Source organism: Rhodoferax antarcticus ANT.BR (assembly GCF_001938565.1).
Taxonomy (GTDB): Bacteria; Pseudomonadota; Gammaproteobacteria; order Burkholderiales; family Burkholderiaceae_C; genus Rhodoferax; species Rhodoferax antarcticus.
Genome location: NZ_MSYM01000016.1, coordinates 123,637 through 135,195, shown reverse-complemented (window position 1 = coordinate 135,195; position 11,559 = coordinate 123,637). Strand labels below are relative to the sequence as shown.

General features: G+C 60.5%; 9 protein-coding genes. 6 read left to right on the top strand and 3 right to left on the bottom strand.

Annotated features, from left to right (window positions below; genetic code table 11):
- Window positions 1-9 precede the first annotated feature (9 nt).
- On the top strand, window positions 10-330 hold the full coding sequence (locus BLL52_RS14755; protein ID WP_083633994.1) for an antitoxin: 321 nt from the start codon (window positions 10-12) through the stop codon (window positions 328-330).
- Window positions 331-332: 2 nt separating this feature from the next.
- Complete coding sequence (locus tag BLL52_RS14750; RefSeq protein WP_075587431.1) at window positions 333-758, top strand: type II toxin-antitoxin system VapC family toxin; 426 nt, start codon at window positions 333-335, stop codon at window positions 756-758.
- Between the two features lie 145 nt (window positions 759-903).
- On the opposite strand, the gene cphA is transcribed toward BLL52_RS14750, so the two are convergent.
- Both cphA and BLL52_RS14740 read right to left on the bottom strand, forming a co-directional pair.
- Complete coding sequence (gene cphA, locus BLL52_RS14745) at window positions 904-3,471, bottom strand: cyanophycin synthetase (protein WP_075587430.1); 2,568 nt, start codon at window positions 3,469-3,471, stop codon at window positions 904-906.
- On the bottom strand, window positions 3,468-5,642 hold the full coding sequence (locus BLL52_RS14740) for a cyanophycin synthetase (RefSeq protein ID WP_075587429.1): 2,175 nt from the start codon (window positions 5,640-5,642) through the stop codon (window positions 3,468-3,470). Before BLL52_RS14740 ends, cphA begins: the two co-directional genes overlap by 4 nt.
- A 138-nt stretch (window positions 5,643-5,780) precedes the next feature.
- Here BLL52_RS14740 and BLL52_RS14735 point away from each other — a divergent pair, with 138 nt between their 5' ends.
- From BLL52_RS14735 to serB, 4 genes are all read left to right on the top strand, one after another.
- Window positions 5,781-8,063: a cyanophycin metabolism-associated ABC transporter gene (locus tag BLL52_RS14735; protein ID WP_083633988.1), complete on the top strand. Its 2,283-nt coding sequence runs from the start codon at window positions 5,781-5,783 to the stop codon at window positions 8,061-8,063.
- Complete coding sequence (locus BLL52_RS14730; RefSeq protein WP_173861773.1) at window positions 8,060-8,548, top strand: cyanophycin metabolism-associated DUF1854 family protein; 489 nt, start codon at window positions 8,060-8,062, stop codon at window positions 8,546-8,548. The genes BLL52_RS14735 and BLL52_RS14730 overlap by 4 nt, the downstream gene beginning before the upstream one ends.
- 12 nt (window positions 8,549-8,560) lie before the next feature.
- Window positions 8,561-9,304 carry an NRDE family protein gene (locus BLL52_RS14725; protein WP_083633987.1) on the top strand — a complete coding sequence of 248 codons (744 nt, stop codon included), beginning with the start codon at window positions 8,561-8,563 and terminating at the stop codon, window positions 9,302-9,304.
- A gap of 95 nt (window positions 9,305-9,399) precedes the next feature.
- On the top strand, window positions 9,400-10,113 hold the full coding sequence (serB, locus tag BLL52_RS14720; RefSeq protein ID WP_075587428.1) for a phosphoserine phosphatase SerB: 714 nt from the start codon (window positions 9,400-9,402) through the stop codon (window positions 10,111-10,113).
- A 36-nt stretch (window positions 10,114-10,149) separates the two neighbouring features.
- Here the strand turns inward: serB and BLL52_RS14715 are convergent, their stop codons facing one another.
- A complete protein-coding gene (locus BLL52_RS14715) occupies window positions 10,150-11,520 on the bottom strand; it encodes a TrpB-like pyridoxal phosphate-dependent enzyme (RefSeq protein WP_075587427.1) in 1,371 nt (456 codons plus the stop codon).
- Between the last annotated feature and the right edge of the window lie 39 nt (window positions 11,521-11,559).

Here is an 11,559-nt window from a genome sequence, read left to right as displayed (position 1 = left end):
GAGTGCATGATGCCTAAAGTCTCTGAACCAGGTGCCGCCTATTACGCTGCGCCTTTATCGGTAGTGACACCGGCCGCGCCAAATGATGCACAACCACGCCGGGTTCGCTTGTTTCGCAATGGTGCCAACCAAGCCTTACGTATTCCCAGAGAAATGGAACTGCCCCACCAAGAGGCTGAAATAAGGCGGGTTGGCGACACGCTGGTGATCTCACCCGTAGCCGTGCCCAAGCAGTCCCTGCGCGAACTTCTGGATTCCTGGGAACCCATGGACGAAGACTTTCCAGATGTGGATGAAGGTTGGCTACCCCTTGACGACATCGTGCTTTGATCATGACGCATCCCACGCCTCTCTGGTTGCTAGATACCAACATTATTTCCAGCGTCATCAAACGACCCCACGACCCGCTGAGCCAACGACTCCGAAACCTGTTTGATCAGCAACCTGGCGCATTGGCCACCAGCGTGATTGTGGAATGCGAGCTCATGTTTGGCGCTCGGCGTGTTTCGTCACCCGACTTGAACCACAAAATCGACCAGATCTTGCGGTTCATCCCCGTTCATGCTTTAACGCAAACAGCGGTGACCCACTATGCCAACATCCGCAGCCAACTTGAAAAGTCCAGCACCCCCATCGGCTTCAACGACACGCTGATCGCCGCCCACGCACTTGATCTTGGCGCAACCTTGGTCAGTGGTGATGCAGAGTTCAGCCGCGTGCCTGGGCTCAAGGTAGAAAACTGGCTCCTAGTTGAATGAAAAATAGGCCTCCAGCCCTTATATGCCAAGGGCCAATAGCTACAAACTAAAGAGCAGCGATGTTCCCTCTGCGTGCCATACCTGACCCGTTGGAAAAATTGGAAACCTGTGTGCTACACGACGCGGTCACCGCTGGCGTAACACCTCAGCCGGCAACCTTGCCGCGAATATATGCCAGCGCTTCTTCCACTTGATCCACCAAAATTAGGCACAAATCGCCCTCGCCCAGTTTGTCCATGGCGGTGTCGATGGCGACGAATTCACCGGTAATTTCTTGGATCACCCGCACGCGCAAGGCCTGGGCCAAGCCTTCGCGCAACAAGGCAATCACCTCGCCGTCCGCACGACCGCGCTGGCACTGGTCCTGGTACAGCACCACCTCATCAAACGCCTGACCCAGAATCTGCGTCTGCTGGCGAATGACGTCGTCGCGCCGGTCGCCAGCACCGCTGATGACCACCGAGCGCCGTTTGCCCGGCATGTTTTGCACCGCCTGGACCAGCGCCGTCATCGCGTCCGGGTTGTGGCCGTAATCGGCAATCACCGTGGCACCGCGAAACTGAAACAGGTTGAAGCGACCCGTGGCGTTGTCGCTGTCGCTCAGAAAACTGGCAAGCGCGCGGCGCGCCACCTCCCAATCCAGACCCAATGCCCACACGGCGGCCACTGCCGCCAACACGTTTTCAACCTGAAAACCAATGCTGCCACCCAGGGTGATCGGCACCTCGGACAGTGGCAGACGCCACTGCTGGATGCCCTGCTCGGCAATCAGTTCACCGTTTTGCACATACACCGCGCGCTGCCCAAGGGCCAGGTGCGTGGCCATTACCGGGTGGTTGCGGTCCAGCGCAAAATAAGTCACCGCGCCGACACAATGTTTGGCCATGGCCACTACGGCTGGATCAGCAGCGTTCAGCACGGCCATGCCGTCGCTGGCGATGTTTTGCACAATCACCCGCTTGAGCACCGCCAGGTCTTGCACGGTGGTGATGTAGTTCAGGCCCAGATGGTCGCCACTGCCAACATTGGTGACCACCGCCACGTCACAGCGGTCAAAAGCCAGGCCTTCTCGTAGCAGGCCACCACGTGCGGTTTCCAGCACGGCCGCATCCACATCCGGGTGCTGCAGCACGTTGCGTGCGCTTTTCGGGCCACTGCAGTCGCCGGTTTCAATGCGTTGCCCGGCGATGTAGACGCCGTCGGTGTTGGTCATGCCCACACGCAAGCCGCTTTTGCCCAACAGATGGGCGATTAGACGCACGGTGGTGGTTTTGCCATTGGTGCCAGTCACCGCCACCAGCGGGATGCGGCCATCGTCGTGGCTGCCAAACATCTCTTGAATGATGGCCTCACCCACCGCCCGCCCCTTACCAAAGGACGGCGAAATATGCATGCGCAAGCCAGGCGCGGCATTCACCTCCACCACCCCGCCGCCACGCTCTTCCAGACTGTGGTGAATGCTGTCGGTCACCATATCGACACCGCAGATGTCCAGGCCCACCATTTTGGCGGCTTCCACCGCGCGTGCGGCTACCTCGACGTGGACGTCGTCAGTCACGTCGGTGGCGGTGCCGCCAGTGGACAGGTTGGCATTTCGGCGCAGCGTGACCCGCTGACCCAGCACGGGTACGGAATCGGCCGCCAACCCCTGATCAGCCAGGCAAGCCAGGGCAATGTCGTCAAAACGGATTTTTGTCAAAGACGTGGCATGCCCGGAGCCACGCCGTGGGTCGCTGTTGACGCTGTCCACCAGCGCACGCACATTGCCCACGCCGTCGCCCACCACATGCGGCGCCTCTCGCCGTGAGGCTGCCACCAGTTTGTCACCCACCACCAGCAAACGGTAGTCATGACCCGGCAAAAAACGCTCCACCAGCACCTGGCTGCTGAATTGGGTGGCAGTCTGGTAGCCGGCCACAAGTTGTTCACGGGTGCTGATATTCACCGTCACACCTTTGCCCTGATTGCCATCTTTCGGTTTGATCACCACCGGCAGGCCAATCTCTTGTGCGCCCACCCAAGCGTCTTCGGCGTTGTAGACCTCTCGGCCCTGGGGAACCGGCACGCCTGCGGCTGCCAGCAACTTCTTGGTCAACTGCTTGTCTTGCGCGATAGCCTCGGCAATGGCGCCGGTGACGTCGATCTCTGCGGCCTGAATTCGTCGCTGGCGGCTGCCCCAGCCCAGCGCCACCATGCTGCCTTTGGTCATGCGCCTGCAGGGAATGCCCCGCGCCAACGCGGCATCCACAATCGCGCCGGTACTTGGCCCCAGGCGCACGTCCTCGTCTAGATCGCGCAACTGTGCCAAAGCCAGTTGCAGATCAAACGGGCTGTCATCCAGCGCCGTCTGGCACAAGGCCTGGGCCAGTTCCAGCGCCCGGCGGCCCACTGCCTCCTGGGTGTACTCCACAACCACTTGAAAAACACCTCCCTCCAGCGTGGGCGTAGTGCGCCGATAGGTGACCGGGCAGCCAGACTGGGCCTGCAAGTCCAGCGTGGCCAAACCGAGCACATGTGCCAGCGGCACCGGCACGTCCTGCCCCACCGGGCGCAGGGCGCTGATGGCCGGAAAACGCTCGCGCAAACGGGTCTCAAAGCCAGGCACGTCAAGCATGCTGCCCTCAGACGAAGTGCAACTTACGACCACCTCAATGGCGGTGCGCTGAGTCCAGAGGTTGGGCCCGCGAAGGGCTCTGATACGGGATAGCTTCATGACACCACAGCGTTTTGTAAAGGGATTTGAAAAGTACACAGACCCGCGCCAATCAGTTCGGGCGGCATACCCAATGCCCAGGTGGTGGCGGCAGCGGCCAGCAACACCTGCAACTTGTCGTCCGGCCAGGCCGGTAAGCTGTTCAGTGGCAGACGCGCGACTGTCGCCTGCCCCTGGGCAAGCAGCAGATGGCCGTCCTGCAAAAACACCACCTGTCCACCGGCGGTCTGATGCGCGGCCAAAACCTCAATGTCGGGGCTCAGGGCATAAAAGATGACTTGGCCGTCGCACAACGGTGCCATCTCAGCCACCTGCGGGTCAGCGGCGTTCAACACTGCCGTGCCGTGCGGCAGGATCACATCCACCTGGGTACGCATCACGCTGTAGAGCTTGTCGGGGTGATCAATATAAAAGTCTGACAGCGCGTCGTAGTCGCCCAGATCGGTCACCACCCCCACGGTGCATTTGTCATATGCCAGGCCGTCGTTCAAAATGCCTTGCGGTGTGTGCTCAAACACAGCCACCTCCAGCGAGCGGTTCATCAGCAGATTTTGGCCAGCATCCCAGCCTGAACAATCCTGGGCATTGACCCGGCGCGCGCCCAAATAAAACCCGTCGCGGCAGGCGAGGCCCACCTTTTGCGACTGGATGCAGAGCATCCAGCTCACCAGGCGAGCCAGCAAGGCGGTGTCTTTTTGGCCGGTGATCCCCACCAGCTTGATGCGCCCGGTGTCGCCCGGCTCAAACATGTGCGCCATGATGGCCCGCCCGATCGGTCGGGCGCTCCCGCTGGCCGGCTTGAGGTGGGCCAACAAACCCGGGCTAGCATTGACTTCCACCACCGCACCGCGCTGTTGGTCCATGGGGCGGGCGGCATCTTCCAGCACCATGTCCACACCGGCAATGTCCAGACCGACCACACGTGCAGCCAGTGCCGCCATCGCCGCCACGCTGGGGTGGATCTGGTCGGTGACATCAAAGGCCACGTTGCCATTGCGCTGGATCAGGACCGTTCGGCCCGCCGCAGGCACTGTATAGGCGGTGAGGCCTTGGCGCTCCAACTCGAGAATGATCTCGGCGCCTTCTTGTGGGCTAAGCGCGTTCAGCGGAGCGTCTTCGGTCACACCGCGGCGCGGGTCAGCGTTGATCTGGCTGTCGACCAGCGCAATGATGTCGGAATGCCCATCTCCCGTCACCCAGGCGATGTCACCACGCGCTGCAGCAACGACTTGCGTGCCCACCACCAGCAGACGGTGCTCATTGCCGGGAATGTATTGCTCAACGATGACGTCGTCGCCACCCTTGCGTTTGGCCAGGGCGAACGCCGCATCGATGTCTTTACGGGTGCCCAGGTCGAGAGACACACCGCGCCCATGGTTGCCGTTGTAGGGTTTCACCACCACCGGCAAACCAATTTCTTGCGCAGCTTCCCAGGCTTGATCTGCCGTCTGCACGACCTGCCCCTCTGGTACTGGCACACCGGCACAGCGCAATAGCGACTTGGTCAGGTCTTTGTCGCCAGCGATTTCTTCAGCGATGGCCGAGGTGTGATCGGTCTCGGCAGTCCAGATGCGGCGTTGCCGCGCGCCATGGCCAAGCTGCACCAGGTTGCCGTCCGTCAGGCGAATGTGCGCAATACCGCGTTCCGTGGCAGCTTCAACAATATGGGCGGTGCTGGGGCCCAGACAGTACCGGTCAACCAGTTCACGCAGCCGCGCTTGCGCTGCGGTGACATCGAAACCCGTGTCATGAATGGCCGCGTGCAGCAGATCAAGGCCCTCAATCAAGGCAGCGCGGCCGACTTCTTCTTGCCGGGTGCGAAACGCCATTTTGTAAACACCGCGCACCGACGTCTGGCGGGTCTTGCCAAAACCGGTGCGCATGCCCGCCATGTTCTGCAACTCCAGCACCACATGCTCAAGAATATGTCCCGCCCAGGTTCCTTCGCGCAGGCGCTCAAGAAAGCCACCGGGCATACCCACGCCACAGCGATGTACCGCTAGGCCGGGCAACATCGCAGTCAAACGCTCATAAAATCCGGGCAAGGTGTTGGAGGGATAGTCTTCTAGGTCACCAATGTCCAGCCAAGCCTCGATCACCGGACGGTAAGTCCAGATATTGGGACCGCGCAAGTGAGCTACACGCAGCAATTCAATGGTCTTTATCGTCATGAGTTTTAATAGGTCGCCCGTTACGTACCGGTGCCGGATTTTCAGTTCTTTTGGTTACTAAGTACCCCTGTAAGGGCAGGAAAATCATAAATATTTTTAACCAATGCCAGCCACTGCGCCGCCCCAACACTGGTCCCCATGACCCAAATCCAACTTGATACCGACATTGCGCTGCACGACATTGCGGCGCCGCTGCGTGCCGACCTGGCTGCGCAACTGTATAAAAATGAGAGCATATTAGCCAGTCTGGTAGCTGATCTGGACGATCAATTGCACTTTGTGCAGGGCCTGATCGTGTTGACCAGCCAGCGCCTGCTGAGCCGTTCGCCAGACGGCCGCTGGCATAGCTGGTCTTACCGCAGCGGGCTGGCCCTAAGCCTGCGCGACCACGCCGGTGTCGGGCATCTGGAGCTGATGGATGCCCAGGCGCGCCTGGCCGTCTGGCGTTTCACGCTGACGCACAACCTGCACGCCACCCGGCTGGTGGACCAGTTCCAGATTTACCAAATCAGCCATGAGACCGGCGCACCACCGATGTTGCCCGAAGGCCACCGTTGCCCGAGTTGCAAGGCACCGCTGGCGCCCGATCAAGACGAGTGCCCCATTTGCACCAAGGTCATCCACACGCCACCCTCCACTTGGACGCTGCTCAGGCTCTGGCGCTTTGCCAAACCCTACAAAGGGCAATTGCTGGCGGGGTTGGTGCTGACCCTGCTGGGCACTGCCGCCAGCCTGGTGCCACCGTATCTGGCCATGCCGCTGATGGACGAGGTGCTGATCCCGTTTCAAAACGGCCAGCATATTGAGCCGATGCTGGTGGCGGGCTACCTGGGCGGGCTGTTTGGCGCTGCCTTACTGGCATGGGGACTGTCCTGGGCCAAAACCTATATCCTGGCACTGGTGTCCGAGCGCATTGGTGCTGACCTGCGCACCGCCACTTACGACCACTTGCTGCGCATGTCGCTGGAATACTTTGGTGGCAAGCGCACCGGTGACCTGATGTCACGCATCGGCAGCGAAAGTGACCGCATCTGCGTGTTTTTGTCGCTGCACCTGCTGGACTTTGCCTCCGACGTTCTGATGCTGGTCATGACCGCGGTGATTTTGTTCTCCATCAACCCGCAGCTGGCGCTGGTGACGCTGGTGCCACTGCCGTTTATTGTTTGGATGATCCGCTCGGTGCGCTTGCGCCTGCAAACCGGTTTCGAGAAGATTGACCGGGTCTGGTCCGCCGTGACCAGCGTGCTGGCCGACACCATTCCCGGCGTGCGGGTGGTCAAAGCGTTTGCCCAGGAAGACCGCGAATCAGCGCGTTTTCGCGAGGCGAACAAGCAAAACCTGGCGGTCAATGACAAGATCAACAAGATCTGGGCCGTGTTTGCCCCCAGCATTTCGCTGGTGACCGAGTTGGGCCTGTTGGTGGTGTGGGGCTTTGGCATCTGGCTGGTATCCAAATCCGAGATCACCGTGGGCGTGCTGATGGCCTTCGTTTCTTACATCAGCCGCTTTTACGGGCGTCTGGACTCAATGAGCCGCATTGTCTCGGTGACTGAAAAATCTGCCTCGGCCGCCAAGCGCATATTTGACATTTTGGACCATGTCTCCAGCGTGCCGGAGCCCACTCAGCCGATCAAGCTGGAGCGGGTGGAAGGCCGCATTGAGCTCACCGATGTGAGCTTTCGCTACGGCAACCGCGAGGTCAATAAGGGCATCAACCTGACCATCCAGCCTGGCGAGATGATTGGCCTGGTGGGCCACAGCGGCTCGGGCAAGAGCACGCTGGTAAACCTGATCTGCCGCTTTTACGACGTGTCAGAAGGCTCCATCAAGGTCGATGGTGTGGATGTGCGCTCCTTTGCGGTAGCGGACTACCGCCGCCATATCGGGCTGGTGCTGCAGGAGCCATTTTTGTTTTTTGGCACCATTGCCGAGAACATCGCCTATGGCAAACCCCACGCCACCCACACTGAGATCATTGCGGCAGCGCGCGCCGCGCACGCCCATGAATTCATCCTGCGCCTGGCGCAGGGTTATGACTCGATGGTGGGCGAGCGCGGCCAGGGCTTGTCGGGCGGCGAACGCCAGCGTATTTCGATTGCGCGGGCGCTGCTGATCGACCCGCGCATCCTGATTCTGGACGAAGCCACTTCTTCCGTCGATTCAGAGACCGAGAAGGAAATCCAGAACGCGTTGGAAAACCTGGTGAAGGGCCGCACCACCATTGCGATTGCCCACCGGCTTTCCACCCTGCACCGCGCTGACCGGCTGGTGGTGATGGATCGCGGCAAAATTGTGGAGGTCGGCACGCACGACGTGCTGATGGCAGCCCAAGGCGCTTACTACAACCTCTACCAAGCCCAGGCTCGAAATATGGACGTCGATTTGGACGACGAAAAACAGAAGCGAAGGGACGACGAATGAACGCCAGCAGCACCCTGATCGCCACCCCATTCCAACTGATGCGCAACCCGTTTGGCCGCCTTGTCCTCACCACACCCAGCGGCGAAGTGGTCGAAGGCGTGGTGCCGGTGCGCGCCTTTCCGATCCAGGCGCCCGAAGACGACATCTCTCTGGTGCACACCGACGGCCATGAAGTGGCCTGGATAGACCAGCTATCTGAAGTGCCCGAACCTGCGCAAAGCCTGATTCGTCAAGAGTTGCAGAGCCGCGAGTTCATGCCGACCATTTTGAGCATCATCAGCGTCACCAGTTTTTCCACGCCCTGCACCTGGCGCGTCACAACCGACCGGGGCGACACCAGCTTTGTGTTGCGCGGCGACGAAGACATCCGCCGGGTTGGCCCGACCATTTTGCTGGTGACAGATTCACACGGCATCCAGTTTTTGATCCGCGACGCGAGCAACCTGAGTCGCGAAAGCCGCAAGATTCTGGACCGGTTTTTGTAGCCATGTGTCTGATTGCATGGCACTGGCAGACCGACAGCCCAAGCGCTGCTGCTGGTGGCAAATCGCGACGAATACTATGCCCGCCCCACTATGCCGCTGCATTGGTGGTCTGATGAAGACATCCTGGCCGGACGCGATCAGCAGGCCGGCGGCACCTGGCTGGGTGTCAGCCAATCAGGTCACCTGGCCGCGTTGACCAACTACCGTGATCCACATAACCAACGTGACGACGCGGCGTCGCGCGGCGAAGTAGTCAGCCATTTTTTACGCACCAGCGGCACTGCCGAGGACTATCTGAACGGGCTTCGCCATCGCGCCAAAGATGACAACCCGTTCAACCTGCTGGTGTTCGACGGCAACCGCTTGATGGGACTGGAAAGCCGCCATGCACGCATCTTGAACCTACCCGAGGGCGTGGGCGCGGTGTCCAACGCTGATTTTCATGCTCCGTGGCCGAAACAGATCGAGCTGGCCAATTGCCTGCAACAGCTTATTCGGCAAGGCCGCCCGGATGACGCCGGCCTACTGGCTTTGCTGCAAAACCGCAACGTTGCCGCCGACACGGCATTGCCCGACACGGGCATTGGCCTGCCGCTGGAACGCGCCTTGTCCAGCGCCTTTGTCAGCCTGCCGGGCTACGGCACCCGCGCCAGTAGCGTGGTGCGGGTGGGCACAAGCGCTATCGAGTTTGTGGAACATGGCTTTGATGCGAATGGACCAATGCAAATGCAGCGTGTGGTGCTTGCAGGAAAATAACCAAACCCTACACGTTTCAGTTTATACGATAAATATGCCTCTAGCCCTTTTAAATAAAGCGCGAGTAGCTATCAAAACTATACTAAATCACCGTGATGGAACATACCGAATTCGCCCCCGGCCTGATGATTGCAGGCGTCACCCTACCACTGCGCCAAAGGGACTTCAAGCTGATCGCCTTTGACATGGATTCCACGCTGATCAACATTGAGTGCGTGGATGAACTTGCCGACGCGGTTGGCCGCAAGGCCGAGGTGTCGGCCATCACCGAAGCCGCCATGCAAGGCGAGATCACCGATTACAAAGAGAGCCTGCGCCAGCGGGTGGCCTTGCTCAAGGGTGCAACGCTGGCGCAGATTGAGCAGATTTACACCGAGCGCCTGCGCCTGAACCCCGGCGCGCAAGAGTTGGTAGCCGCCTGCAAACTGGCCGGCATGAAGGTGCTGCTGGTCTCTGGCGGCTTTACCTACTTCACTGAACGCTTGCGGGATCGCCTGGGCCTGGACTACACCCGCGCCAATGTGCTGGAGGTGGTCGCTGGCGCCCTCACTGGGCGCACGGTGGACCAGCCCTGGGGCGACATTTGCGACGGTGACGAAAAACGCAGCATGCTGCTGCAAACCTGCACGCAACTGGGCATTGCACCAAGCCAAGCCATCGCTGTGGGCGACGGTGCCAATGACCTGCCGATGATGGATGTGGTCGGCCTGTCAGTGGCCTACCACGCCAAACCGGCGGTGCGCGAACGCGCCATGGTGTCGATCGAGTCCGGCGGGCTGGATCGGCTGCTGGAACTGTTTGTGCGCTAACAGCCTTGCAGCCGCAAAGCCCGGCCGCTGGGTCGCTTAAACCGGCTCAGGCACGCTGGGCAAGCCCGCCAGCGCCATGGCAAGCTCGCTCTCGTCATAGGTTTCGTCGGTCAACTCGCCGGCAAAATACTTTTGGTAAGACACCATGTCCAAGTGACCGTGACCGCACAGGTTGAACAAAATCGTCTCAGACTTGCCTTCACGCTTGCAACGCAGCGCCTCTTCAATCGCCCCTTTGATGGCGTGGTTGGCTTCTGGGGCCGGCACAATGCCTTCGGCTCGCGCAAACATCACCCCGGCTGCGAAGCATTCCACCTGGTTGAAGGACACCGCCTCTAGCAAGCCCAGTTCTTTGCAGTGCGACACCATCGGTGCCATGCCGTGGTAGCGCAGCCCGCCCGCGTGGAAACCCGGCGGCGTGAACTGGCTGCCCAGCGTGTGCATTTTGGTCAGCGGTGTCATCTTGGCGGTGTCGCCAAAATCGTAGGCGTATTTGCCGCGCGTCATCGACGGGCAGGCCGCCGGTTCAACCGCCACAATGCGGGGCTTGGGGCCACCGCGCAGGCCGTGGCCAATAAACGGGAAAGCAATGCCAGCAAAGTTGGAGCCGCCGCCAGTGCAGCCCACCACCACGTCCGGCCAGGTGTCGGCCATTTCCATCTGCTGCATGGATTCCAGGCCGATGATGGTTTGGTGCAGCAGCACATGGTTCAGCACCGAACCCAAGGCATATTTGGTGTCGTCGCGCTGCACCGCCAGTTCCACGGCCTCAGAGATGGCAATCCCCAGGCTGCCGGGGTGGTCTGGACGTTTGGCCAGCACCGAGCGGCCGTACTCGGTTTGCATCGACGGAGATGCCACGCAACGCGCGCCGTAGGTTTCCATCATGGCGCGGCGATAGGGCTTCTGCTCGTAAGACACCCGCACCTGAAATACCTCCACCTCCAGCCCGTAGTGCCCGCCCGCGAACGCTAGCGAGGTGCCCCACTGCCCGGCCCCGGTTTCGGTCACCAGCCGCTTGACGCCCGCCTCCTTATTGAAAAACGCTTGCGGCACCGCCGTGTTGGGCTTGTGGCTACCGGCGGGGCTGACACCCTCGTACTTGTAATAGATCTTGGCGCAAGTGCCCAGAGCTCTTTCCAGGCCATGTGCGCGGTACAGCGGTGCCGGACGCCACAGCCGATAGATATCGCGCACCGGCTCGGGAATCTCCACCTCACGCTCGGTGGTCACCTCTTGCATGATCAACGACATGGGAAACAGCGGTGCCAAGTCATCCGGCCCTACCGGCTGCATGGTGCCAGGGTGCAAAACCACGGGCAGCGGCTTGGGAAAGTCGGCCTGAAGGTTGTACCAGGCCTTGGGCATCTGGTCTTCGTTGAGTAAAAACTTGGTCTGCTTGCTCATGTTGGGTCCTTGCGGTTCAGGGAATAAAAAAAGGTGCCG

Excerpts from the sequence above, each read along its gene's own strand:
- BLL52_RS14755 (WP_083633994.1), top strand. The coding sequence starts at position 10 with ATGCCTAAAGTCTCTGAACCAGGTGCCGCCTATTACGCTGCGCCTTTA.
- BLL52_RS14750 (WP_075587431.1), top strand. The coding sequence starts at position 333 with ATGACGCATCCCACGCCTCTCTGGTTGCTAGATACCAACATTATTTCC.
- cphA (WP_075587430.1), bottom strand. The coding sequence starts at position 3,471 with ATGAAGCTATCCCGTATCAGAGCCCTTCGCGGGCCCAACCTCTGGACT.
- BLL52_RS14740 (WP_075587429.1), bottom strand. The coding sequence starts at position 5,642 with ATGACGATAAAGACCATTGAATTGCTGCGTGTAGCTCACTTGCGCGGT.
- BLL52_RS14735 (WP_083633988.1), top strand. The coding sequence starts at position 5,781 with ATGACCCAAATCCAACTTGATACCGACATTGCGCTGCACGACATTGCG.
- BLL52_RS14730 (WP_173861773.1), top strand. The coding sequence starts at position 8,060 with ATGAACGCCAGCAGCACCCTGATCGCCACCCCATTCCAACTGATGCGC.
- serB (WP_075587428.1), top strand. The coding sequence starts at position 9,400 with ATGGAACATACCGAATTCGCCCCCGGCCTGATGATTGCAGGCGTCACC.
- BLL52_RS14715 (WP_075587427.1), bottom strand. The coding sequence starts at position 11,520 with ATGAGCAAGCAGACCAAGTTTTTACTCAACGAAGACCAGATGCCCAAG.